Source organism: Psychrobacter sp. KFRI-CH2-11, assembly GCF_038239325.1.
GTDB classification, from domain to species: Bacteria; Pseudomonadota; Gammaproteobacteria; order Pseudomonadales; family Moraxellaceae; genus Psychrobacter; species Psychrobacter celer.
Map to the genome: position 1 here is coordinate 2,245,544 of NZ_CP151283.1, position 25,980 is coordinate 2,271,523.

The 25,980-nt window shown below is 48.4% G+C and carries 22 protein-coding genes and 2 tRNA genes; 5 read left to right on the forward strand and 19 right to left on the reverse strand.

Features of this window, described 5'->3' with window-relative positions; genetic code table 11:
* Nucleotides 1-251: 251 nt before the first annotated feature.
* Nucleotides 252-1,184: a methyltransferase domain-containing protein gene (locus AADH33_RS09235; RefSeq protein ID WP_348548721.1), complete on the forward strand. Its 933-nt coding sequence runs from the start codon at nucleotides 252-254 to the stop codon at nucleotides 1,182-1,184.
* A 17-nt stretch (nucleotides 1,185-1,201) separates the two neighbouring features.
* Here the strand turns inward: AADH33_RS09235 and AADH33_RS09240 are convergent, their stop codons facing one another.
* From AADH33_RS09240 to AADH33_RS09270, 7 genes are all read right to left on the reverse strand, one after another.
* The gene (locus AADH33_RS09240; protein WP_348549974.1) at nucleotides 1,202-2,365 is read right to left on the reverse strand and encodes an ABC transporter ATP-binding protein; all 1,164 of its coding nucleotides are present in this window, start codon (nucleotides 2,363-2,365) and stop codon (nucleotides 1,202-1,204) included.
* A 449-nt stretch (nucleotides 2,366-2,814) separates the two neighbouring features.
* Complete coding sequence (locus tag AADH33_RS09245; protein WP_348548722.1) at nucleotides 2,815-4,494, reverse strand: ABC transporter permease; 1,680 nt, start codon at nucleotides 4,492-4,494, stop codon at nucleotides 2,815-2,817.
* A gap of 88 nt (nucleotides 4,495-4,582) precedes the next feature.
* Nucleotides 4,583-5,704, reverse strand: coding sequence for an extracellular solute-binding protein (locus tag AADH33_RS09250; RefSeq protein WP_207970202.1), 1,122 nt, complete (start codon nucleotides 5,702-5,704; stop codon nucleotides 4,583-4,585).
* 325 nt (nucleotides 5,705-6,029) lie between these two features.
* The gene (locus tag AADH33_RS09255; protein ID WP_348548723.1) at nucleotides 6,030-6,749 is read right to left on the reverse strand and encodes a 16S rRNA (uracil(1498)-N(3))-methyltransferase; all 720 of its coding nucleotides are present in this window, start codon (nucleotides 6,747-6,749) and stop codon (nucleotides 6,030-6,032) included.
* A complete protein-coding gene (locus AADH33_RS09260) occupies nucleotides 6,746-8,335 on the reverse strand; it encodes a 3-deoxy-D-manno-octulosonic acid transferase (protein WP_348548724.1) in 1,590 nt (529 codons plus the stop codon). Before AADH33_RS09260 ends, AADH33_RS09255 begins: the two co-directional genes overlap by 4 nt.
* A gap of 304 nt (nucleotides 8,336-8,639) precedes the next feature.
* Nucleotides 8,640-10,241, reverse strand: coding sequence for a sel1 repeat family protein (locus tag AADH33_RS09265; RefSeq protein WP_348548725.1), 1,602 nt, complete (start codon nucleotides 10,239-10,241; stop codon nucleotides 8,640-8,642).
* Nucleotides 10,242-10,371: 130 nt separating this feature from the next.
* Nucleotides 10,372-12,027, reverse strand: a complete 1,656-nt coding sequence (locus tag AADH33_RS09270) for a cardiolipin synthase (protein ID WP_348548726.1) — start codon at nucleotides 12,025-12,027, stop codon at nucleotides 10,372-10,374.
* Nucleotides 12,028-12,238: 211 nt separating this feature from the next.
* Between AADH33_RS09270 and AADH33_RS09275 the strand changes: the two genes are divergently transcribed.
* The 3 genes from AADH33_RS09275 (at nucleotide 12,239) to AADH33_RS09285 (ending at nucleotide 13,796) form a co-directional block, all read left to right on the forward strand.
* Nucleotides 12,239-12,314 (forward strand) — tRNA-Val (locus tag AADH33_RS09275).
* A 50-nt stretch (nucleotides 12,315-12,364) separates the two neighbouring features.
* Nucleotides 12,365-12,441, forward strand: a tRNA-Asp gene (locus tag AADH33_RS09280).
* Nucleotides 12,442-12,806: 365 nt separating this feature from the next.
* Entirely contained in the window at nucleotides 12,807-13,796 is a 990-nt protein-coding gene (locus tag AADH33_RS09285) for a D-cysteine desulfhydrase family protein (protein WP_348548727.1), read from the forward strand.
* Nucleotides 13,797-13,848: 52 nt separating this feature from the next.
* Here the strand turns inward: AADH33_RS09285 and modB are convergent, their stop codons facing one another.
* The 12 genes from modB to surE form a co-directional block, all read right to left on the reverse strand.
* On the reverse strand, nucleotides 13,849-14,550 hold the full coding sequence (gene modB / locus AADH33_RS09290; protein WP_100749355.1) for a molybdate ABC transporter permease subunit: 702 nt from the start codon (nucleotides 14,548-14,550) through the stop codon (nucleotides 13,849-13,851).
* Nucleotides 14,551-14,607: 57 nt separating this feature from the next.
* Nucleotides 14,608-15,423: a molybdate ABC transporter substrate-binding protein gene (gene modA / locus AADH33_RS09295; protein WP_348548728.1), complete on the reverse strand. Its 816-nt coding sequence runs from the start codon at nucleotides 15,421-15,423 to the stop codon at nucleotides 14,608-14,610.
* Complete coding sequence (locus AADH33_RS09300) at nucleotides 15,416-15,907, reverse strand: molybdenum cofactor biosynthesis protein MoaE (RefSeq protein WP_100749144.1); 492 nt, start codon at nucleotides 15,905-15,907, stop codon at nucleotides 15,416-15,418. Before AADH33_RS09300 ends, modA begins: the two co-directional genes overlap by 8 nt.
* A 51-nt stretch (nucleotides 15,908-15,958) precedes the next feature.
* A complete protein-coding gene (locus AADH33_RS09305; protein ID WP_348548729.1) occupies nucleotides 15,959-16,267 on the reverse strand; it encodes a MoaD/ThiS family protein in 309 nt (102 codons plus the stop codon).
* 74 nt (nucleotides 16,268-16,341) lie between these two features.
* Complete coding sequence (gene moaC / locus AADH33_RS09310) at nucleotides 16,342-16,857, reverse strand: cyclic pyranopterin monophosphate synthase MoaC (protein WP_348548730.1); 516 nt, start codon at nucleotides 16,855-16,857, stop codon at nucleotides 16,342-16,344.
* Nucleotides 16,854-17,666, reverse strand: coding sequence for a molybdenum cofactor guanylyltransferase (locus tag AADH33_RS09315; protein WP_348548731.1), 813 nt, complete (start codon nucleotides 17,664-17,666; stop codon nucleotides 16,854-16,856). Before AADH33_RS09315 ends, moaC begins: the two co-directional genes overlap by 4 nt.
* On the reverse strand, nucleotides 17,659-18,198 hold the full coding sequence (moaB, locus tag AADH33_RS09320; RefSeq protein WP_348548732.1) for a molybdenum cofactor biosynthesis protein B: 540 nt from the start codon (nucleotides 18,196-18,198) through the stop codon (nucleotides 17,659-17,661). Before moaB ends, AADH33_RS09315 begins: the two co-directional genes overlap by 8 nt.
* 49 nt (nucleotides 18,199-18,247) lie before the next feature.
* Nucleotides 18,248-19,357 (reverse strand): GTP 3',8-cyclase MoaA, encoded by a 1,110-nt coding sequence (gene moaA, locus AADH33_RS09325; RefSeq protein WP_348548733.1) that lies wholly within the window; start codon nucleotides 19,355-19,357, stop codon nucleotides 18,248-18,250.
* A 29-nt stretch (nucleotides 19,358-19,386) separates the two neighbouring features.
* Nucleotides 19,387-20,691 carry a molybdopterin molybdotransferase MoeA gene (gene glp / locus AADH33_RS09330; protein ID WP_348548734.1) on the reverse strand — a complete coding sequence of 435 codons (1,305 nt, stop codon included), beginning with the start codon at nucleotides 20,689-20,691 and terminating at the stop codon, nucleotides 19,387-19,389.
* A gap of 250 nt (nucleotides 20,692-20,941) precedes the next feature.
* Entirely contained in the window at nucleotides 20,942-22,246 is a 1,305-nt protein-coding gene (locus AADH33_RS09335; protein ID WP_348548735.1) for a lytic murein transglycosylase, read from the reverse strand.
* A gap of 228 nt (nucleotides 22,247-22,474) precedes the next feature.
* Nucleotides 22,475-23,275: a peptidoglycan DD-metalloendopeptidase family protein gene (locus AADH33_RS09340; RefSeq protein ID WP_348548736.1), complete on the reverse strand. Its 801-nt coding sequence runs from the start codon at nucleotides 23,273-23,275 to the stop codon at nucleotides 22,475-22,477.
* A 163-nt stretch (nucleotides 23,276-23,438) separates the two neighbouring features.
* Entirely contained in the window at nucleotides 23,439-24,335 is an 897-nt protein-coding gene (gene surE, locus AADH33_RS09345) for a 5'/3'-nucleotidase SurE (RefSeq protein WP_348548737.1), read from the reverse strand.
* A 751-nt stretch (nucleotides 24,336-25,086) separates the two neighbouring features.
* On the opposite strand from surE, the gene AADH33_RS09350 reads away from it, so the two are divergent.
* Nucleotides 25,087-25,521, forward strand: a complete 435-nt coding sequence (locus AADH33_RS09350) for an MCR_0457 family protein (protein ID WP_075101516.1) — start codon at nucleotides 25,087-25,089, stop codon at nucleotides 25,519-25,521.
* Nucleotides 25,522-25,980 lie beyond the last annotated feature (459 nt).

The window sequence follows — 25,980 nt, forward strand, 5'->3', positions numbered from 1 at the left end:
AGCAGTCAAAAGCGGTAAAAAATTGTGAAAAAAAGCGCCATGCGTCCTTGGCAAGTGATGATACATTTATACCGCAAACACTACCGAAAAGCTACCAGAAAACAGACGCAATAGCGCATCACAAGCACCAGCCATACCCGCGTTGAGTATCGACAAGCCTGCTCAGCCTTTCATCCCGCAACCGATGATACCAAGCACTTAAGCACACTCAACGCCAACAATCACCTTCTACCGATAACAATATGACAAATATGGCAAACGACAACGACCTCAGTCTCAGCGACATGCACGCATCTTCCAAAGTAAAAACCAAGACCACCACTGGTGCCACCGCCAAGCCAGCAGCAGCCCCTCAAAGCCGTAGCGAGCGCACAGATCGTAGCTTTGATGCCATCGCCGATCATTTTGAAAAAAAAGTCTACGGCGGATTAAAGGGTGAGATTAGGCTGGCGGTACTACGCCGTGATATTTTTGAGTATAGCGCCCAGATGCGCCAGCGCCTTGGCCGGCCACTACGTGTACTGGATGTGGGCGCAGGTCTGGCGCAAATCGCCATCGATCTGGCCGCCCAAGGGCACACTGTGGTAATCAATGACATCTCCGCCAACATGCTTGCCAAAGCCCAGGCTCATGCAGCGCAGACAGACACGCCTCTTGATATCACTTGGCATGTCTGCCCTTATCAGGAGCTACCAGCTAAGCTAAGCACAGAAAAGTTAGATGCAGAAAAGTTAGATGCAGAAAAGTTTGATTTGATACTATGTCATGCGCTGCTTGAATGGCTAGCAGAGCCTGCCGGTGTGATGGATTTTTTTGATCAGTATTTGATGCCCAAAGGCGCGCTGTCACTGTGTTTTTATAACCCAGCGAGCTTTGATTATCGTAATTTAATCATGGGAAATTTTAATTTACTCGACAATAGCGACTATAAAGCAGACAACGTCAAGAGCCTAACGCCCAATCATCCAGTCGCAAAAGAAGAGGTCGAGACTTGGCTCACCGCGCATCGTTATCACGTCATACGCAGCAGTGGTCTACGCGTGTTTCATGACTATGCCCCGCTCAAACGTGGCGGACACACTGACCCCGAGGCGGTAATACGTATGGAGCTACGCTATTCACAGCACGAGCCCTACAAATGGCTGGGACGCTACCTGCATATACTGGCAACACGGCAAGCCTAACCTGCCTGCTCGCTTGCTCAGTCTTGCCGAATATCTGCAAACCGCTCTACGCCATCGTACTCTGACCATGTGGTGGCGTTGACGTCCTTTTCATCGAAGACAACCACATGCTCGAGTATGGGCAAAATACCGATGTGTGAGCCTATCTCATGATTGTGATGGCTGGCGACCAAAGACAATACCGTCTGGCCATCATCCAACTGCAAACGGTATAGATAGTTTGCACCGCGAAACACGCGGCCAACTACCAATGCAGTCTGCGTACTGTCATCGTCATGAATGATGTCATCAGGGCGCACCAGTACCTTGATCGGTGTGCCATTTGGATAATCATACTCACAGTACTGCGGATAGCCGGCTTCGTCGTAGACTTCCATACGGCGATAGATATCACCCAGCGCTGTCTCGACGTGCCCTTCTTTGATGATGCCATCTATCATCGCGCCTTCACCGACAAACTCAGCGACAAACGGACTGACTGGCTCATGATATAGCTCACTTGGCGTTGCCCACTGTACCAGCTTACCTTGATGCATCACCCCAACTTTATCAGCAATAGCAAACGCTTCGTTTTGATCATGCGTGACCAGTATCGCAGTGGTGTTGGTGCGTTTGAGAATATCACGTACACTCATCGCCAGCGACTCACGCAGTACTACGTCTAGATTAGAAAACGGCTCATCAAGCAGCAGTAGCTTAGGTTTTGGTGCCAGCGCTCTTGCAAGCGCCACACGCTGCTGCTGACCGCCTGATAGCTCATTTGGGCGTTTGTCCGCGTGCTCAGTCAAGTCAACCAAACTTAGCATCTCAGCCACGCGGGCTTTTTTGTCGGCGGTAGACCATTTGTTCAGGCCAAACGCGATGTTTTTTGCCACACTTAGGTGACCAAACAACGCATAGTCCTGAAACACCATACCCATGCCGCGCTTGGCTGGCGCAACGGCAAACGACTTGCGCGCGCGCTTGTCTGTCAGACGTTGATTGCTCAGATAAATACTACCACCGCGGCTTTGCTCAAGTCCTGCAATGGCACGTAAGGCCGTGGTTTTGCCGCAGCCACTATACCCCAAAAAACACCCAATCTCGCCCTGCTGTAACGTCAACGACAGACCATCGACGACGATCGTATCGTCATAGCCTACGATGAGATCTTGGACACTAAAATAAGGCAATTCTGCGATATCTACTTGGTCTTTTTGGGAGTTCGTGTTTTTAACTTTATGGTCTTGGCGGGCGTCTATCTTTTGCGGTGCCTCATCGGGTTTTGGTGCATCTTGCTCGACAGCCGCATGCGCCAGATTATGGGCTTTGATAACTGGGGCGTTTTTTCGATGCTCAAGACGCGTCTTGGCTTGTATAGACTTGGCCGGTAGTGGCTTGGCCTTTAGACTGCTGGCATGGATAGGTTTAGATTCTGATGGATCATGGATTGAATCAGTGTACATAAAAGATACCAGTTAGCGATAAAAAATAAAACCTTGGGCACGCTGCGCGCACATACAGATGGGTGCTAAAAACGACTAAGATTGTACTGTAGCAGGTTTAAAGGACTCAGGCCACACAAGTCATAGACCGCATGCTAAAACCGCATGCTGATAAAGTGCATAACCCCTACTGTCCAAAACTGCTGTTAGCCTTGTTTGTCACTTTGGCGCAGCAATATCCATACTGGTAGCAGCCCAACCAACACGATTAAGAGACTTGGCAGGGCAGCTCGCCCCCACATGCCCTCGCTTGTCATCTCAAACACCCGCACCGCCAGCGTATCCCAGCCTTGCCGCCGCGTCATCAAAGTTATGGGCATCTCTTTCATCACCTCAACAAAACCCATGAGCAACGCTGTCAAAACCCCGGGGCTTAATACCGGCAGCATGACCTGCCGCCAGCGCTGATAAGCACTGTCACTGAGCAGTTTGGCCGCCGCTTCTTGATTGACCGTCAGGCGCTGCAACTGGCGATCGACAGGCTGAAAACTCACCGTCATAAAGCGCGTCGATAGAGCCAGCAGCATCACAATGACGCTGCCTGACAATATCTGCTGCGAGGTGATACCAAAGGCAATCATCTGATTGTCAAACCATGCAATGGGAATAAATATCCCCACCGCCAGCACCGTACCTGGTACCACATAGCCTAGGTTTGCCAAGGTCGTCATCAGCTTGGTTGTTTTGTCAGGATACTGACGCTTGATCCACGCGATGATAATCGCCAAAAAGGCAATAAACATCGTGGTCATACTCGCAATCATCAGACTATTGGTGACAAAATCGATATAACGAGCATCAAAGTCTTGACGAAAATTGGCCACCGTCCAGTAGATAAGCTGCAAAAACGGTATCAAAAAAGCCAGCGCAAACACCAGCGTGCACAGCAGCGCCATACCCAACTTAGCAGGTTTGCTCGCCTCAAAACGATGACTACTGCCTTGGGTGACAGCAGTGCCGCGCTTGGCCTGCCAATACTGCTCAAACAACACCACGACAAAGACCACACCAATCAATAACGCGGCAAGCTGCGCGGCCGTGGTCAAGCTAAAAAACCCAAACCACGCCTTGTAGATCGCAGTGGTAAAGGTATCAACATTAAACACCGACACCGCGCCAAAGTCCGCCAAGGTCTCCATACTGGCCAACAGTAAACCGCCGATAATCCACGGCAAGGCTTGCGGCAAGGCCAAACGAAAAAACACCCGTCGACGGCTCAGCCCCAGCATTTGACCAGCTTCAATCGCCCGCCGACCTTGAGATAAAAACGCTTGACGCGCCAGCAGATACACATAAGGATAAAACGCCAGCGATAGCACCAGCCCTGCGCCCCAGACATTTCGCACGGACGGAATCGCCGTACTTATGCCCAAATCACGTAAGGCGGTCTGTAACGGTCCACTAAAATCCACAATACCGACGGTCACAAATGCCAAAACATAGGCAGGTATCGCCAGCGGCAACATCAACGCCCACGAAAAAAACCGCTGGCCAGGAAAGCGGTACATACTGGTCACCCACGCCAAGGCAGTACCGACTGTCCCAGAAATAACGGTGACCATCATCAATAAAATAGCGGTGTTTTTGAGCACTTGTGGCAGCACATACTCACGCATGTGTGTCCAAATATCAGCGACAGGCTGCGTCCAAGACAACAGCACGATCAAAATTGGCACCAGCATAAACAACGAAATCAGTCCTAAGACTGATTTTGAAAGAATACGCTTACGCAAAGTGTGGTCTTGACTGACTGCGGGATGCCCGTCACTCATATCACCATCGACGATATCGCTTTGACTTACAGACGCATCTGGCGTTGTGATCATATCATTATTACCGTGTCATACTTATAGAGTCCAAAAAACAACAATACCAATCCCAAAGAAATTTGAGATTGGCATTAGTCATCGGGATCTATTTATAACCCGCTTTATCCATCATCTGAATGGCTTGGGTTTGCAGCTCACCAAATTTTTGTACATTGATGTCGTCTTTTTTGAAGCTACCCCATGATCTTAGCATCTCAGACTCATCCACGCCTTCTTTGACCGGAAACTCTTTGTCCGAGCTGGCATAGATTCCTTGGGCTTCATCAGAGGACAACCATTCGATCAGCTTTAGCGTACCATCTGGATTGTCTGAGCCTGCGACCACACCGGCACCTGAGACGTTTACATGCGTACCAGTGGTGCCTTGATTGGCCCAAAATATTTTTACTGGGAAGTTTGGTTTTTCGTCCAATATACGGCCATAATAGTAGCTGTTGGCGATACCGACTTCACACTGACCCGCCGCGATCGCCTCTAGCATGCTGGTGTCATCACTGAACACATCTGTGGCTAAGTTATCTACCCAGCCGCGGATAATTTCTTCGGTTTTTTCTGCGCCCAAGTGCTCAATCATGCTAGCAACCAATGATTGGTTATAGACTTTCTTTGAGGTACGTAAGCATAGCTTGCCTTTCCATTTTGGATCAGCCAAATCTGCATAAGTTGATAGCTGATCGGCGCTGACCTTGCTTGGATCATAAAATATCGTACGAGCGCGTAGTGACAGCCCTGTCCACTGGCCTTTTGGGTCACGATATTTGGCAGGGACATTGTTTTCAAGTACCGTCGAAGCCACAGGCTGGAGCAGGCCTTGCTGAGCGGCTTGCCATAAGTTGCCCGCATCGACGGTCAATAGCATGTCAGCTGGCGTGTTCTGACCTTCTGCTTGCAAACGCGCCATTAGCGGGCCTGTCTTGTCCGTTACCAGCTCAATTTTTACACCTGTCTCTTCAGTATAACGATCAAGTAGCGGCTTGATCAGCTGCTCATTACGAGAAGAATAAATAGTAATGGTTTGACCATCTGCACTCGTGGCACCATCGGTGGTTGCTTGCGGCGCAGTGCTCTCGCTGGCCGTAGTCTCGGCGCTTTCCTCTGTCGTTGAGGAATTACTACAACCCGCTAGTCCGAGCATCATGCCACAGACGACAACAGGTAAAGTAAGCTTAGAAGCAGAACGCGTAGCGCTGATGGTGTTCAATGACATGGTTTTCCCCATAATAGTGCTATAAAAAAGGTGAGATAGATAAGATGGCGACGATATAAAATGGTTATATTATCAATAACAACACTTGCTGCAGTGCGGATCGCTGACACAAGACGTTAATAATCATGTTAGACATGTCAAAATAGTCATGCCAGCTACTAGCAAGTTATGTTACTGGCGATTGATAACCCCTAATATATGAAAACAACATACTAATAGAAATGAGATTAATTATCAATACATTTGTTTGACCGAGATTTAGCCCCCATCTCGGCTCATTTTTGCTGTATTTCTAGGCCATGCCTTCCCAACACAGACATAGCAGTTAGAGCAACCACTGACCCAAGATGACATTGACCGCCGCCTCAGTGCGTAAGATACGTGGGCCAATGGTGACCGCCGTACAGCCTTGCTTGGCAAGTAAGTCAATCTCGTAATCTATCCAGCCGCCCTCGCTACCGATACAAACCAAGCTCGGTAGCGCCAGTGATGACGGCTGGACGTATTGGGCAAATGATTGCGCGCTGTACGGGTGCGCCACGATGGCACGGCAAGTGATCAAGCCCGCCAGCTCATCTTCGACAAACGGCTTAAAACGCTTGGCCAACGTGATGCGCGGCACGATGGTATCGACGCCTTGTTGTAGCCCCTCTAAGACAAACTCATCCAAACGGTCGAGCATCGGGCTTTGCCAGTAGCTTTTTTGGGTGCGGTAGCTATTAATCAGGACGATATGTCGCACACCCAGCGCCGTCATATCCATGATTAGGCGACGTAAGACCTTTGGCCGTGGCAGCGCTAACACCACCGTCAAATCAAGCTTTTTGGGTGGTTCGCTGCTCAGCTGTACATCGCATAGCTCGATTCTATCAGAGTGCATGCTTGCTATCTGTCCCGTACCGAGCTGGCCACCGAGCTGGCCTATTTTTAGCCTATCTCCGGCGGTGGCGGCTAATACTTGAGTGACGTGCGTGATTTGCGCCGCGTCATCAATATAAGCGGTGTCTGCCGAAAAGTTATCGCTGGGCAATAAGATACAGTTCATAAAGGCTCTTGGTGCGACTGCTGGGCAATCACTTCTTCTATCATGGTCACTTGACGGGTCAGTACGGATTGTTGTTGTCTGGTCAGCCGCTCGCCTGCAAGCCCTGCCCGTTTGGCCAGTGCCAGATCACAAAGCCAAGCGGCTAACTGCTGGTAAATCAGCGCGGTTTCCGCACGGATGTCGCCAACAGTATGGGCGGCTGACGCCCTTGTCTCGTCTGTGAGACTAGCTGGTGCCGCCGTGTCAGGAGGATTATGCGCGTGAGAGGTCGTCACAGGACGATAAAAAGCATTGTACGGCTGATACAGCGCCCCAACCTCAGCGAGCTTGTCGACCACGCTTTGGCACGACTGCGTATAGCGTCCCATGATGACAGGCGTGGCCACACTTGCCGGCTCCACAGGATTGTGTCCGCCGATATCGACAAGCGAGCCACCGACCAATGCCACATCAGCAAGCTGATACCATATCATCAGCTCGCCCATACTATCTGCCACATACACTTGCGTGGCTGCCTCAATCGCCTCATCACGACTGCGCCGCGCCATCGTCAATGCCGACTTTTTGACGAGCTCGGCCACCTCATCAAAGCGCTCAGGATGTCTGGGCACGAGTACAAGCAGCGTATCAGTCAGTGCTGCCTGTGACAACAATTGCTGCTGTAATGACAGGGCGATTTCTTCTTCGCCGCTGTGAGTGCTGGCCGCCACCCAAATCGGACGATCGGCGACCCCAAATCGCTCGGCCAGACTCATCTGATCGCTGATGCTATCGTGCAGCGAATTGCTTTGCTCATCTACGCGCGGCTCACTGGCGCTGCTGTCCTGCTTTGGCGCATTAATGACCCATTTTAGCGAGCCTGCCACACGGATTTGCGCACTGCTGGCACCGAGCTGCCGAAAGCGCTTAGCAGACTCGTTATCTTGCGCGATAATTAAGGTAAGGTTTTTCATCATGCTACGACTGACAGCGGCAATTTTTTGATAACTGGTAAAAGAAGACGCTGAGAGCCGGCCATTGACCAAAATACTGGGAATACGCTGCTCGGCCAATTTAGATAAGATATTTGCCCACAGCTCTGTCTCGACAAACAATGCCGCTATAGGCTGTACATGGGCCAAAAACGTCTCAATCACGACAGGGCTATCGACCGGCACATAACTATGGCTCATCTGGCCTTGGGCAATCTCATCAGCAAAACGGCTGGCACCACGGGCAAAACCCGTCTGAGTGGTATTGGTCAACCATATCTGATAACCCGCTGCCAATAACGCCTCCAGTAGTGGCGCGACCGTATTGGTCTCACCCAATGAAACCGCATGACACCAGATGACGCCATGATGCGTCACATTATCGCTCACAGCTATGGGACGTGAGGGATAATGCTTACCAAAGCGCTGCGCCACTTCTTGCTGATAGTTGTCGCGCTGGTGCGAGCGTCGCCATACTTGCAGTCGATACAAGGGCTTTAGGACGTTGATGGCACATTGATAATAAAATGGCGGCTGATACACCGCATGATTAAGCCCTGATACTGAATCAGATCTCTGTGAAACGTGCTCAGATGGCGTAGGAGAAGATGACATAGCGTCGCCCAGATTGGTAATGAATCAGATTATATGGTCAATTCATTATATAAAAGAATGACAGTATTAAACGCGCTTGAAGTATTACACATACCGATACACTCGTATATGTCTGTACTTGGCTGCTATGAGTTTTTTAGATTGAATCAATGATGACAAAATAGTAATAAAAAACGCGCCAATTCTACCTCAATTTGACACTGAACAACACGCCTTTAATTACTACCCGCCATAAGTATAAGCAGTTCAAAATAAAAGGTATACGTTAAGAATTGCGTTCTTTTTAGATTGAAACGACTATATGTTAAACAATGATAAATATCAGTATCGCCACCATAACGACAGCAGCGAGCAGCAACTGATAGCGCTTACTACTATGTTGCTCTTGTTTTTGGGTAGTGATCAGCGCTTGCGCTTGCTGCCACTGCTCGAGCACACTTGCCGCTTCTGCATGACCATTTTTTGCCGCTTGCTCGAGCCAATATTTACCATTGTCGATATCTTGCGCCACCCCCAGCCCTTGGTAGTACATCTTACTTAGCAGACGCTGGCCACGGCTGTCGTTTTTGCTTGCCGCTTGTTTGACCCATTCAGCGCCCGCTGCCAGCGCCGCCTCTGTCTCGGCTGTGACGCCTTCGCCGAGCAGCTCATACATTGCCAAGCGTAGCATGGCAGCAGTATTACCCGCCTCTGCTGCGGTTTGTAATTTGAGTAGTGCTTGTTTTTTTAAAGCCAAATACTTTGGGGCAAATTTCACCTGCGCGCGCGGTGTGTTTTGCTTGGCGATATGCTGCTCGAACTGCTCTAAAATGCGACTGGCTTGCTGATAGTCTGACTCGCCAGCGCTCTGCATGACCTCAATTTCCTTTAGCTCAGTCATTAGCTGAGTAAACAGCTCGGGCGTAGGCGCTAGTTTGGCGCTCGGTGCCAATGGTACCAATGGTACCAATGGTTCTGGGGATGACTGGGGTGCTTGGGATGATTGAGGTGTTGAAGGCTGAGGTGTTGAAAGCTGAAGCGTTGAAGGTGTTGGTTGCTGAGTGCGCGGCGAGGCAGGTTCAGTTATCAGTGATGCGTCATGGGATAAGTTACTGATTGGCGTTTGTGCTTTATTGCGCGATACGTCACTGGAGGCAATTTGGTTATCTGCCGTGCTCGCGGTACTGACGCGCGCGCCTGCTTTTGTGTCATCATCGATACTGACTTGGCGGTCTATGCTATCGATGCCAGCAGCGCTATTGCGGCTGTCAACATATTTATTTGTAGTGATGCTGTCTTTGGTAAAAGATGGCGCGGTATCGGGTGCTTCAGTACCATGAGTGCTGGGCGTATATGCCGCTGGCAATCTGGCGCTCACCGCTTGATACAGTCCGCTTGCCACCTGTTCGCCTTGCACAGCAACAAAGGGGCGATCGATATGGCCAAACAGCCGCAGCCCGATAGGCTCTAACGCAAAAAACAGCGGCGGCTTATCTGCCTCAGTCCCCTCAGTCGCCTCATTATCCTCACGATAGACGACCGCCATATGCTGATAAAAATCCTCACGAATGAGCGCGAGCTCAGGATAACGCTTGCCTAATTCAAACTGCCCGTACCAGTGCGGCGTCTGCTGCCAGTGCTGCGCCAGCACGCGACCTGCATAAAACGCCAAAAACATCATTAAATCGCGATAGTGCTCATCAACCAGCAGCACCTCTTCAGACCAGCGCTCTGTTTTGATCAGATCGCGGCGTATCTGAGACAGCAAGGTATCGACGCGCTGCAAGCTTGCCAGCGACTCATCCAGCATACAAGCGCGCAGCTGGCTTTCATAAGCCATACCGCCTGCGATAGGACGATTGGCCAAAAAATCCTGCCAATAGCCAGCTGCCATATAATCAAGGGGCGTTACGGGCGATGCAGCCATAGACCAGCGTGTCCTTTATTTAAATATTCAAAAATTTAGTCAAAAAATCGGTAACACAGCGCATTTATCAACCAGCTCACTTACAAAGCGGCAGCGAGCGCCCGCTTACCTTATCCTAAAATACCACAGGCTACAATAACGGACTAAACAGACGCACCACATTATCAAAAAGACGCTCCGCACCATGCCGCTGCTGCCACGCCTCAAGACTCACATAGCGACAGCTTTGTAAATACACCTCTTGACAGTCTGCCACCTGTGCGACCATCTCTGGCGTATAAATCGCCAAGCTGACCTCCATGTTTAAATAAAAGCTGCGCATATCAATATTCACCGTCCCAAAGAGACAATAGTCATCATCGACGACCACCGTTTTGGTATGCAACAGCCCGCCTGTAAACAAAGCGATATTGACCCCCGCCTCTAGCAGCTCTTGATAATACGCTTGTGAGGCATGCTGCACCAAAAACGAATCGACCTTTTCCGGTACAATCAGCGTCACCTCGACCCCGCGCTTCGCGGCGATGGTCAGCGCTCCTGATAGCGCCTCATCAGGCACAAAGTACGGCGTGGTAATGCGAATGCGTTTATTGGCGCGATGAATGACCGTCACCAAAGTGTTATAAATCACATGCGCTGTGACTTGCGGTGCTGAGGGTATGAGCTGTGCCAACACGTCTTTTACGATCGGTTTTTTGGGTATCACAATCGACGTCGAGCCAATATCTGGCTGCTCGTGATAATCAACGTGATCGCCCAATACTTTTACGCGACTGTTTAAGTCGTTGATGGTCGGATCCATCACATAGAGCTTGCGCGTATAGTTATTGACTCGCTGATTGAGCGCATCTAGGTTTTCGTTGTTTTCGGCGCCGATATCGGTCACCACCACTTTTGCCATCGCCGTCGCGATACTAATCGCTTGCTGACTGGTCGCCCGAATCGCCACATCAATCCATTGACCGACGTTTTTGTTTTGTTTAAAAAACCTTGGATCCACCAGATTAAAGCTACCGATATAGCCAATATACTCATCAATCACCACAATCTTGCGATGATTGCGCAAATCAGAGCGCTTAAAGAGCGTCTTAAATAAGCCCACAGGAAGCGACTGATGGACAAATACCCCCGCCCGCTCAAGCGTACGATGCGCGCCGCTATTAAAAAAGCTAAAACTGCCCACGCTATCGGCCAACAGATGACACTCTACCCCGCGCCGCGCCGCCGCCGCCAGCGCCTCTATCAGCTCTAACACCTGCCCTTTTGGATAGACAATATAAAACTCCATAAAAACAGTCCGCTGAGCGGCATTGATATCATCGATTAAGCTGTTAAAGATTGCGCTCGGCTCTGTCAACAGCTGCATATTGTGATCTGGAAACACGCCAAACCCTGTCCAGCGCGTCCCTATCTGACTGACGCCGCGATAGTTGGGCGGTAGCAGCTCTTGACCTTGATCAAACACCAAATGCTCACGCCGTGCCATATCATTCATCAATAAACTGGCTTGATCCACCCGCTCACGATAACGGCGGCCAATCATCGGCTCACCCAACAAAATATAGGCGATAAAACCAAACACCGGCAACGTATAAAGAACCGCAACCCAAGCGATAGACACGCCGATATTGCGCTGCACAGATACGATACGCAGCGTCATTACTATCATCAGCACAATATGCAATACCAGACCCAGTCCGGCAAAGTCGCCCCAAGACCAAGCCGTAAAGTACTGTTCAATAGCAAAAGTATCTATGCTCGCCTCCAACCACTCAGATAAAATCAATGACCTTTATAAAACATTCAGTAGTATAGTAGCTTTTAATCTTCAAACAACAGATAACTATCATAAGTGTTTTACAGAAAACACTGTTGTTTTTCTAGATTTTATGACAATAAATCAACGGCTTAAAAATATATTTTCGATTATTTGCTAAAATAATCAAAATATCGTTTGACAGCCATATCTAAATCTATATAATACACACCCACAGAGCGGGTGATTAGCTCAGTTGGTAGAGCGTCTGCCTTACACGCAGAATGTCGGCGGTTCGAATCCGTCATCACCCACCACTTATTAGCAAGTGGGCCTTTTATAAAGGCAAGATGCTAAGACGACCTAAGCAGCGGTAGTTCAGTTGGTTAGAATACCGGCCTGTCACGCCGGGGGTCGCGGGTTCGAGTCCCGTCCGCTGCGCCATATTTAAAACGAATTTAGACTTTCAAGTTTAAGCAAGTTTCGCCTCAAGTATTAGTTTACTTGAGGTTTTTTTGTGTCTATAAACCCGCCTCAACAACCTCTCGACAACTTCAAGCCTAACCATAAAAACCAGTCCGCTTATCGCGATTAACATATAACAATCAAAACCATAAAACGCCAAGCATTGCCTACTAACACTATAACTAATACCAAGTCACGAGCTAAAATATTAAAACCAACTGCTTTTATCATCGTGGCTTATATGCTATTAATATAGTTAAACCCTGTATAGCGCTAGTCGCTGTCCCAGCTTTGATCTGACACCGCCCCTTTTACCCTCGATGAATAAAAAAGTGAACAAACACATGGAATATCACCACATACCTAGAGAGCCGCTCGGCTTTTTCCCAACGCCATTGATTGAGCTGACTCGACTGAGTCATGCGCTCGGTGGCCCCATGGTTTTTATGAAGCGCGATGATCAGACGGGGCTGGCATTAGGCGGTAATAAAACTCGCAAGCTAGAGTTTATCATTGGTGACGCCCTTGCCAAAGGTGCCGATACCATCATTACTGCGGGGGCTGCGCAGTCCAATCACTGCCGGCAGACGGCCGCCGCTGCTGCAAGCTTAGGGCTTGAGTGTCATTTAGTATTAGGCGGACAGGCACCTGCGGCAGCTAACGGCAACCTACTACTCGATCAGATTTTTGGTTGTTATATTCACTGGGCAGGTGCTCATCGCAAAGGCGAGGATATCCCTCAGCTCGTAGAGCAGTTGACCAATGCTGGCAAAAACGTCTATGTGGTGCCATATGGCGGCTCAAGTGAGCTGGGCGCGCTTGCTTTTGTAGAAGCATTTAAGGAGCTTGAGGCGCAGCGTAGTGACATCCATGAGACCTTTACCCATATTGTTTTTGCCTCTAGCTCGGGCGGTACCCAAGCAGGACTGATGCTGGGCAATAGGCTATTTGATTCACCCTCGCAAATTATGGGTATCAATATCGACAAGGGCGAAACCGACCAAATCCCCTTTGATGAATACACGCTTGCGCTTGCCAACCGTACAGCAGAGCTTATCGGCGCAGACCATCAGTTTACAGCAGCTGATTTATGTCTAAACGATGATTATGTCGGCGACGGCTATGGCGTGGTTGGCGCATTAGAAAACGAAGCCATCGCTTTGACAGCACAGACCGAGGGAATATTATTAGATCCTGTCTATACAGGCCGTGCGATGGGCGGGCTTATCGATATGATTCGTACAGGCAAAATCAAACACACCGATCGGGTATTGTTTTGGCATACGGGCGGCGCTCCTGCCTTATTTGCTTATGCCAATGACTTGAGGATATAAAAGTAAGCGATAAAAAACAGAGCCGCTTAATAGCCAATTAGCCAAGCCCACCCTACCGCGGCTCATTAAGTTTATTCACACTCGCAATAAGCGCCACCATGATCATACCTATCATAATCAAAACGCCTGACATCATATGCGCGGCGTCATAATTGAGCGCTTCGACTTGCTCATATATGGCGATAGACACAACTTTGGTCTCACCAGAGATACTGCCGCCTATCATAAGCACCACGCCAAACTCGCCAATGGTATGAGCAAAGCTGATTAAACTACCCAAAATAATACCAACCTTGGCTTGTGGGAGCGCAACTGTCATCAAACGCCTTAGGCGGCTTGGCTCGAGTAATTGTGCCATCTCCATCACGCTCTTTGGAATACGCAAAAACTGCGCATAAACCGGCTGAATATAAAACGGCAAGGAATAAATAATAGAGCCAATAACCAAGCCCTCAAAGGTAAAAATAAGCGGGCTGATATTGTGCTCATGAAGATAGTGACCGATACCAGCGCTAGGGCTTAGCAAAAGCAGTAAGTAAAACCCAATCACAGTGGGCGGTAAAACCAGCGGCATAGCGATAATGCCCATCAGCACTACCTTTACCCGCGCAATGATACGTCCACGACTGGGCTTGGCTAGCCAATAAGCCACAGGAGTGGCAAAAAACAGTAAACACAAAGTGCTGGCGGTGGCGAGCTTAAGACTGACTAAGAAAGGCGCGAGCATGTCTGACATTAGCGATGAATCTATCATGATGTCATTTCTCATGGCTCATTGTATTCACAAAGGTTTATTGTATCTAAGAGATTGCTATTGCACGGTTAAATACCCTGCTTGTGAGAAGTGTCGCTGCCCCTCGGCTGAACGCAAATAGTTCGTAAAATCTATGGTAGCAGGTTTATCACTAATGATAATACCATCTTGGAAAATAGCCGGATAAGACTTAGGCGCTAAGGTAATAAATTGCTCAGGTTTCGCATTGATAGCGCTAATTTGTGATTGCGCGACAAAGCCATAATCGACACTGCCTGTATGCGCATATTGAAAGGCTTGCCCGATGTTTTCTGCTTGTATTATGCGTTTTTGCTGCACTAAAGGGTCATATAACTTTTGCGCCTGCAAATAAGACTGTGCCGACGCGCCATAAGGCGCAAGCTCAGGACTGGCGATAGCGATCTTGCTACTGCTGTCGCTTAGCAACATATCACTCAGCGCTTTTGGGCTGAATCCATCCAAAGGTTTGTTGACGCTATATAGCGCCAGCTGACCTTGCGTATAGGTAAAAGGTTGATGCGTCGTGCTATCTTTGGGGATCTTATCAGCAAGCTTAGCAGGGAACTCTTGATTGGCTGATAAAAACATATCATAAGGCGCGCCTGCTATTATTTGCGCATACAACTTGCCAGATGAGGCATACGTGACTTCTATATTATCCTTGGACAGCTTATTAGCGGTTTGATAGCCATCAATAACCTCAGGCAGTACATCCGATAAATTGGCGGCGGCGGCGATACGTAGCGTCTGCAATTGCTTAGGTTCATTATCAGTAGAGGTATCTGTAGCACTCTTTGACGTACAAGCACTTAAGGCCAATAGCGCACCACATAAAACGGCTACTTTAACCATTGTTGCTCAGCCATTTAGAGGGCGCATCCTCGTAATACTCTTGCTTCCACACAGGAATATCAGCCTTAATGGCATCGAGTATCCAGCGGCAGGCATCAAACGCGGGATAACGATGGGCAGAGACCACCCCTACCCATACCGCCACATCGCCAATCTCTAATGCGCCGATACGGTGGATAGCAATGGCATGGGTAATCTCAAAACGCTGTTTGGCCGCCTCAATGATAGCGCGGCCTTGGTTTAGCGCCAAATCCTCATAGCCGTAGTAACTCAAGCGCTCAACGCTGGTGGCGTTGTTATGATTGCGCACGCGGCCCTCAAAGCAGACAAACGCGCCGCAGCCGTCATTGTCCAACGTGCGTTTCAATCTATCCTCGTCTATGGCGATATCTAACAATGCAAAGCCATCACGCTGTGCAATGGCATAGACCTCATCAACGCTGCGTTTGATGGTCATAGAATGGCTGTGGACGTTGTCTATCATATGTTATCTCTACTCATGGTTTCTACTTACTATCTCTACCCCCTTGGTTGCCTAGCCGCCTGCGACTGGGGTGATAAATACCACGCTATCACCATCATTAATCGGATCGGTCCATTTAGCGAAATAATCATTCACCGCCACCCGCAGCTCTTGTTGCGAATGACTAAAGCCATGCTTTTGACGAAGCTGCTCGTATAGCTGGCTCAATGAGGTCGACTGCGCCACGCTAACGGTTTCTTGCTGGCAGCCTGCTTCATCAGCGAGGCTAGCAAAATATAAAATATTGATATCCATAGCGGTATCGACGCTGGTTGCTGACTCGGTTTTTGATTCATCGGTTTTTGATTTGATAGCGCTCATCACACTCTCCATTCTCTACAAGCTACTTAGCTTTATGTTCCCTGTCTTACTGTCTTAAAAAAAGTCTTATGACTCTAAGCATGACTATAATCTGATTTGCCGCCTGTCTTTTTTAGCAAGTGTACATTATCAATAACAATATCGTGCGATATGGCTTTGGTCATGTCATAAATGGTCAGGCATGCCACGCTTACAGCCGTCAAGGCCTCCATCTCAACGCCCGTCTTGTGCGTGACTTTGACCGTAGCGCTGACAGTTATGCTGTTAAGATTGTTATCATAGTCAAAGCTCAAACCTATCTTATCGAGTGGTAATGGATGACATAGCGGTATCAAGTCATGCGTGCGCTTTGCAGCCATAATACCGGCGATATGCGCGGTCTGGGTGATACTGCCCTTTTTGGTCATGCCATCAGCGGCTTTAATCTGCTGATAAACCTCGCTGGGAAATCGCACTTGTCCGGTCGCATGAGCCTCTCGCGTGGTAGCACGCTTGCCACTGACATCGACCATAGTGATATCACCGTCGCTATCTAGGTGTGATAAGCCACATTGAGTAGCTCGATTGTCTGTTTGGACGTTGTTATTCATTGAAAATTTCTCTGATATTGATAGTCTGACATTGATAGAGTGTTTAGCGAGTGGCAGGCGCGCTCAAATTCTGTAGGCGTATTAAAGTTGGTCAAATACTGCCAATTGTTTGGAAAGGATACCGCTTGTAAATAAGGTTTGATAAAAGGCATAACTCGCCGCGTGCCATTATCGATATAGGCCTTTAAATCAGGCTCAAGACTTAATGGATAAAGCCCTAACAGCGGATATAAATGACTGTCATCAGTTAAGCAAATCACCTTCTTATCAGCTGCTTGGTTTTTGGTTATTTGAGTCGCTATCGGCTGCAACTTTTGCCATAAGTCGGTGGCTGGTATCAAGCTGTCACAGCTAATCACCAATAACCATAATGACTGGTTTTCTGTTAACGCATTTAATGATTGAGACTTTATTACCGTTTGCAAAGCCGACTCGATAGCGACCAATGCCCCGCCCGTCTTGATCTTATCATCAATCTTTTTATCAATCTTCTCATCTTGGTTTTTATCTTGACTATCAGCGCTAGTATAATCAGCAATGTGCATAATAGCGGCTTGCAGGTTGCTATTTTTTAAAGCTGAATCAACGTCAAACCCGCGACCATTATCAGCAATCATAATAGGGGTATTTTTATTATTGCCAGTATCAAACGTAGCCAAATTCAGCGTGTGTCTGACGTGATAATCCAGCAGACGCTCACCTGTCGGCAATCTAAGTTGGGCTTTTGCCGCGCCCATCCGTGTGGACGCGCCGCCTGCTAAAATGACCACGCCTGCCAAATGAGCCGAGTTTTTTATAACGTCAGTCATGTGAATTATGAGTCGGGTTTTGTGCCATAAAATGCGGTACAAAGTTGCACGGACGCGTACGGCTATCGAACTGCTCTTTTAAGATATTCTCCCACCCTGTACGGCAAGCGCCCGAGGAGCCTGGCAAACAAAAAATACCGGTATGATTTGCCATGCCTGCAACGGCGCGCGACTGCATCGTTGACATGCCAATCTCATCTTTTGAGATCAGACGAAACATCTCACCAAAACCATCGATCGATTTATCAAATAAGACTCTCACCGCCTCTGGCATGCTATCTCTGATAAAAAACCCTGTACCGCCCGTGGTAATCACCGCATGCACGTTTGGATCGGCAATCCAGCCGCTAATCACTGCTCGTATCTGATAAATATCATCGCTAATCAGCTTGCGATCAGCCAAGTTATGACCTGCCTCGGTCAGGCTGTCTGCTAAGTACTGACCCGAGGTATCTTCTGCCAGCGTACGACTGTCAGAAACCGTTAAAATAGCAATATTAAGCGGTATAAACTGGGCGGCAGGCTTACTCATAAAAACTCCTTCACATACAGATTTAAATAATCAAAAAAGTGGCAACTACCTACCCACCGATAATCGATAAATTATGCATGATGCCGCTATTGGACTCATGTAAATGATGATGCTCAGGTTTGATCGGCATAAAGCTGTGTAATGTATCGACCAACCCTTGCACATCATTGGCTTGTAAGTGTTGACGAATATCGTAGTTGCCTTGATCAAACAAGCATAGGTGTACTTTGCCTTGGCTGCTTACTCTGAGGCGATTACAAGTATCGCAAAAGTGCGCGGCATAAGGAGCGATCATACCGATGCGTCCCACATAGTCTGGATGACTATACTCTACCGCTGGGCCATCGCTACTACCACGCTCGTGGGACTCCCAGCCGTGCTCAGTCAGATAATCGATAATACTATCCGAATGCGCATGCTGGGCAAAAAACAGATCGCTGTTGTCGCTTGTCTGCATAAATTCTATAAAACGATAAGTGACGGGTCGGTCTTTGATATAGTCGATGGCAGTGATTAGATTTTCAAAGGCGGTCTCTGCCATCAAGATGCTGTTAATCTTTAGCTTGATATCGGTGGTGGCAAGCAAGGTATCCATATCAGCGAGCAACTGCGGCAATGTATTAAAGCCTGTCATCTTATAAAAGGTCGCCGCATCAAAGCTGTCCATACTGATATTAAGCTGATCCAGTCCAGCCGCTTGCCAACTAGGTAGATGTTTACCCAGCTTATAACCATTACTGGTCATAGCGACGGTCTCGATGCCTTGTGTCTGTTTAATGGTCTGAATAATCTCGACAACATCGCGGCGAATGGATGGCTCACCGCCGGTGATTCTCACCTTTTTAGTGCCAACTTCGGCAAAACCGCGAATGAGCGTGGCAATCTCAGGCATGCTTAATTCATCATCAGGACGCTTGCCTTGATAGCCATTGGGCAAACAATACTCACAGCGAAAGTTACAAAAATCAGTGATAGAGAGACGCAAATAAGTCAAACGACGCGCAAAGCTGTCCGTTAAAAGCTGATGGCTCTTAGTTAAATGGCTAACATCAACGTCCGTAGACGCAGCGGTAGGCAAGGCGTGAGTACCATCAGATATCGCAGGCGCGGCTGGCGAATACAGTTGAGCACTGCCGATGCTAAGCTTGTCATCATTCATAATTTACTGCCAATTGCGATTTATACGTCTCATCTATTCGTCTGATGGAGCCAAGGAAAAGGTTGCACAATCACTTCACTACCTGCTGCGACATCACCGCTGTCTTTGTCCAACACGACAAAACAGTTGGCAAGGCTAAGCTGTTTGATTCTATGTGACTGCTGCCTGGCAAAACACTCCACTTCATACTCGCCTGCAGCGTTTTGCCTCAATACGCCGCGCTGAAAATCTTTGCGACCGACTGATTTTTTGATGTCGTTTGCTAGTTTAGCCTTGATATGTATTTGCATCGGCTGCTCAGATACGCGCGCGCCTGATAGTTGCCATAGTGCCGGTAGCACAAACTGTAGCGTACCAACGACTGTCGACAAGGGGTTACCAGGTAAGCCAAAGTACAGTACTGGCTTATCCAAATCTTTAGCAAGCTCCCCAAACACAAAAGGCTTACCAGGCTTCATCGCCACTTTGTAATGGTTAATTTGCCCGAGCTGCTCGATGACGGTAGTCAAAAAATCATAATCACCCACCGACACGCCAGCGGTCGAGATTAGCACATCACAGTCTTGCACGGCTTCATTAATAGCAGCCGTGGTCTTATCCAAATCATCAGGGATAATGCCGTAGTCGCGAATGGTAATCGGCAAACCAGCCAGCAAAGTCTTTAGCGTTGGGGTGTTGGAATTGTATATTTGTGCCAGACTTGTCAGCGCATCACCGACAGCCACCAGCTCATCGCCTGTTGCCAGTAGCCCGACGATAAGCGGCGCAAAGACGCTGACTTGGCTGATACCCAAGCTTGCAAGTAGGCTAATATCAGCAGGGTTTATGCGCTTACCGACTGTCAATACCGCTTCACCTGCCTCTATCTCTTCGCCTTGCCGGCGAATATTGCTATCCACTTTGGCCGCTTGGGTCAGTGTTACCCGATAAGGTCTTGATTTGTCGATTGTGTCTTTTATTTTTGCAAAGTTGGTGTTTTCTTGCATGATGACGGTATCGCAGCTATCAGGCACCACTGCCCCTGTAAAAATCCGTACGCCCTGCCCTGCTACAAGCCGATCTGTATAAGCGCTGCCCGCTTGTGACTCACCGATGATCTCGATAGTGCTATCTGCCGATAGTTCGCTGCCTTGCGCGATAGCATAACCATCCATCGCCGATAGGTTTTGTCTGGGTATATCAAAAGGCGAGGCAATATCTTGCGCCAGTATCTGATTGCCGCTGTCTTGCAAAGCGCACGTCCTAACAGCTCTTTGCCTTAGAGAAAAATCGTTATTAATGTAATCTTCTACGCGCGCTTTTATCGCTAATTGCAAGGCTTCCATGGTAATCATAAAAGGGTACTCTTCTTTTTTTGACGGCTATTAAATCGCTCAATGAGCAGCTATTTTTCTCGCGTATCGGATTGACTATAGCTGATATAGCAATCCTAGATTAGCGCAAAAAAAGCACCTAATAAGGTGCTTTTTGTTGTAGTTGTTAAAGGCTTCCTGTAAAGCCTAGTTAGCAAGTGAGCAAAATGCCTTCTTTAACAGCTTAACATTAATAGCCAACCAGATGACACAGCCAGTTTAACAGCCTAGCTCACCATGAGGCTAGGCTTGCAGCACTACGCTGAGTAATAAAGCCATCTGGCGTCTGGCCATTATCTGCTTGCCAACGCTGAAACGCCCTACGCGTATTGGTGCCTACGATACCGTCAGCACCTTTGGTATCATAGCCCATGCTGGTCAGGCGCTGCTGGAGATTGCGTACTTGCACAGTCGATAATGGGCGCTCATAACGCGGCCATGACTTATATAGACCGCCTTGCCCTGCCAGCGCTTTGCCCAACAAGCTGACCCCTAGGGCATAGCTTGATGAGTTGTTATAGACTTTGATCACATCAAAATTGGGACTGAGCAGCAGTGCAGGGCCGTCTTTGCCAGCCGGTAGCCACAACTCCATCTGGGTATTGGCATCCAAAGACACATCATCGATGGTATCGATACCAAGCGCCGCCCATCTGGCCGCCGACTGTTTGCTGCCAACAACGGCATAATCAAAAGACGCAGGAATCCTCACTTCATAAAAAGGTGCTAAGCCACGTACCCAGCCTGAGTTACTCAGATAATTGGCAGTAGACGCCAATGCATCCCCCGTTGCCCAAGGGTTGCGGTGACCATCACCATCGCCATCCACCCCTTGTTTTAGCCAAGTATCAGGGATGAATTGGGTTTGCCCCATGCCGCCCGCCCAAGAGCCATCCAGCTGTGACCATGACACATCGCCGCGCTGCAACAACGAGGCAAGCGACAACAACTGAGTTTCGGCAAACTCTTGGCGACGACCGTCATAGGCAAGGCTGGCAAGCGAGCTTGGAATGCTACTGTTGCCCGTCACCGCGCCATACGAGGACTCCATCCCCCATATTGCCGCGATGATTTCGGCACTGACACCATACTGCGACTGTAACTGGGACAAAAACGCCCGCTGCTCTGCAAACTTACGCTTACCTATGCTGACTCTTCCGTCTGATACCGCCGAATCCACATACTCCCACGGCATTTTAGAAAACTCAGGCTGCCCTGAGTCTAAAGAGATGACTTGCTGATTGAGATACGCCAAATCTAGCAGGCGGCGGATGGTCTGTGCATCATGACCTGACGCCATGGCGCGCATAGAAAAATCCGACTTCCAGTCAGAAAAACTGCCATAGCTTGGTTTTACGACTGGCTGGGGGTTGACAGCAGGCTTGGGGGTCGGCTTGACCTGAATGGTCTGAGTCTGAGTAATCTGCACGTTAGCCTGACGCACAGGTTTGCTAGGTTTTTGCATCGCTTGCTGGCTGGTACAGCCCACCATGACTAGCGCTGGGAAAAGAGCAATATAGTGTTTTTTTAAAATCATAAGAAGTCTCAGGTGTGAATAAGTACTATCGGTAAGCCATACCATTGCCAAAAATCAGAGTAATAAGCATAGAGTAGCTATATGTCGCTCATCAGTATATCGCTCATCTGTCGCTTATCATCTTTTTAGGGCTTGGGATAACTTAACAAATAAAAACCAGCAGCGGTAGAGCAGCAATGCTAAGACGGCTAGGACGTGTTGCACAATCAATCATGGCACTGACAAAGACTAGCGTCCCAATACTGCCCGTGGATCAATAGGGTTGCCATTTAAGCGTACTTGAAACTCCAGACCCACTTGATTGGTTTGGCCGCTACTACCCATATTGGCAATACGTTGACCACGCTGTACCGCGTCCCCTTCTTTAACCAAAAGCTGGCTATTGTGAGCATAGGCGGTGATATAGTTGTCGCTATGACGAATCATGATCAGATTGCCATATTCAGGCAGACCGTTCCCTGCATATAGCACTGTCCCTGATTGGCTTGCCAGTACAGGGTCGCCGATATTGCCAGCAAACCACATGCCCATCGTGCCAGCCGCCGCATCAAAGTTACGTGTCACTTGGTTGCGGCTCGGGTACTCATAGCCTGACGTGGCGTTTGCCGTGACTTCATAGACAGGGCTGGTGTTATTAGGTGTGCTGGTGACAGGCGGGTTGTAAGTAGGCTGTGGCCGTGTCTGAGCAGGCGCGTTATAGCGATTGTTATTGGCAGCACTTGGCTGTCCTTGCCAGAGCTTTAACCATTGGCCGCGATAGATGGTGTATTTGCTATCTAAGCCATTGATCGCGCCAATTTGACGATAATTTAGGCGATAACGGGAGGCGATTTGGCTGACGGTATCACCGCGCTGGACCAGATGGTAGTTAGGAACCCCTTGTGCATTGGTGATGATCTTGGGCGCAGCTTGGTTTGCTGTCTGATAAGTAGGTTTGGTGGCACAGCCTACCATCGTTAGCGCGGCGGCGGCCATGCTACCAATCAACACCGACGTTGCAAGGTGCGATCCTGTGTTAAGCTTTTTCATACAAGATTCCTATTCTTTCTCTCACTCATCAGTTTTTGTCTTATTAAGTGGTTTGTGTGCCACTCATACGTATTATGCTTTTTGGGTCATCTATCCTATGGTCACAGACCTCAGCTGTCTATGATTTGTGCTATTACTCTTGCCTTTATCGCCTCAATTATTCTCATAAGGCCAAACTCGACAACGTCTCTAACGCAGCTTTTGGCGCATGGTGCAATCGCACAGGCGATAGGCTGATATAGTTTTCGGCCACGGCTTTATCGTCGGTCATCACGCCTGCCACCTCACAGGGTTGCTGGTATAAGGTGTTAAGCGCCTGACGATCTGGTAATTGGGTCGTTTCGTCACCTTCCTCATCATTTCGCGCTGATGCGGCGTAGGCATTTTTGCGTTTGCGTAACGACAGCCAATACGCATCTCGCCCGCGCGGATCTACCATGTGATGGACGGGGCGCGCAATCTGAGCATGGCCAAGCGTGGTGATTTTTCGGCCTTTTATCTCAGCGCTGCTGTGCACATCAGGAATATTAACGTTTAATACGTGATAGGGCAAACTTTTACACATCGACAAAATAGCGGTCTCACGAATGAGCTTGGCAATCTCCTCAGCAGCCACTTTATAGTGACTGGCATCCTCTGGCTCTCGTCGTTTGCCTGCCTTTTTTCCTTTGACACCGCCGCCTACCAAAGAAGTGGCAATCGCGGGTATACCAAAAATCTGAGCGGTCAATGCCGCGCCAAAGGTACCAGAAAACAAAACATCTTGTCCCAAATTGGCGCCTGAATTGATGCCAGTGACGATACAATCAAAGTCCGTATCACGGTACAGCTCGTGCAATGCCAGATAAATACAGTCGGCAGGAGAGCCATTGACAGCGACAAACCCCGACGGCAACTGATGAGCATACAGCGGCTTTGAGACACTCAGCGAGCTTGCGCAGCCACTTTGCTCTTCGCTTGGGGCGACGACGACGACCTCACCGATGGCCGATAGTGCCTGAGCCAATGCCAATAGCCCTGGCGCGTGTACGCCATCATCATTGCTAAGTAAAAATCTCATATTTGCTCGTTGTTTTTGTCTTTGACCGTTTGTCTGCTTTTCAGCCTTTTTGTCATAATATTGCTATACTCGGCGCAGCATTGCCTAGATGATAGGCCATCACGAAGATGATAAGCACGTGGTTTCCCTTGGCAAACTGCTTATTTGCTCAGCTTGACCCCTAATGCTGGGTGCCTTAGCCTACAGAGTAAAGGGCGACAGCGCAAACGGTTGATTGGTAAAATTTATCGCCCAATGACACCTTCTTACTTATACTTATACATCGCGCTAACTCACTACCCATGGTAGACATCATCAGCGCGCCCTGCTGGTATCGTAAGTAAAAGCGCAAAAAAAGCAAAAGGGCAAAAATAAATGGCGATTATACCCCAATCATACACTGACGCACACATAGCAGACCAAACCATAGATGCAATAGATACAAATATGAAGGCTCTCAGCCTACAGTATTCAAGGCTTTGCCGCTTTAGCAGCATTATCCTGAACTGTTTATGGCAGAGTGTCATACCGCCAGTACAGATTAAATGATAAGCAAAAACTTGCCATTAGGTTACAATAGGCAACAACGCACTACAATACAAACTTATACTTTTAGGCGGACGTAACTTAGCTGACGATGCTGCTGATATGTTGCTGCAAGATGGCTTTGGCTCACAATATATCTACACATAAATCAATATTTTATGTGACTTTTGTTTTTTTACCCATTAACATATGACCATTAAATAAAGATAAGCGAGTGTAATACAGAATGAAAAATCAATCGATATTATCTATAGCTTCTGTGCTAGCGAAGACCGCATCCAAGGTAGGTCTTGCAGGACTGATAACGTCTGTTGCCATGCTGTCTCAAGCCTCCTATGCGGCAAACAATGCTGCGACGACCATTCCTTTAGACATGTCTGGCATCAACATCACCAAGCATGAAATTGCCGTGATGCAAGTACTTTCAGAGATTTGCCCGCCGATGCTAAACGGCAAGCAAAAACAGCGTTTTTATAAGTCTTATAACGTGCAGTTGCACGAGCTGATGCCGTCACTAGAAGACCCCAAAGCGGCGATTCAATACCTATCAACGCAGCAAGACTATCGCCAAATTCTCCAAGGCATTCGTAGCTGGACGATGGGGTTTTCTAAGCAAGACAACCGAGCGCTGTGCGAAGACTTGGCCAATGCTGAATACTAGTACCCCCTCATCACCACTTATGATAAGCATGATAGGACAGACGATTTAAAAAAATAAACAAAAACGTACCACTGTGCTTTTGACGCCAAAATAACATTGATCATCAACGACAATAAAAAACGACACAAGCGGGCGTCAAGCGCGAGGCAAAGCGTCAATATTTTTAATGTTTTTCTGACGAGTGATAGATGACCTAAAAGCTTGCTGTATTGCCAGAAGATGGGCCATGCAGCAGGCTTTTTTGCAACCGAAGATCGCGCTGGGTTTGTTTTTTAAGATACCTTATAAATAGGTAAAAATAGCGTTAGATAGCCTGAGTTACGTGATAAACGCGATAAGCGATCATAGAGTTTATTTTTGGTGGTGCCTTATTTTTTGCAGTTATCGATTCCCCATCGGTTATCATTTTGCTAAGATAAGGCGTTAATTTTATGTCTGTCGCACCATCGTCACTACCAT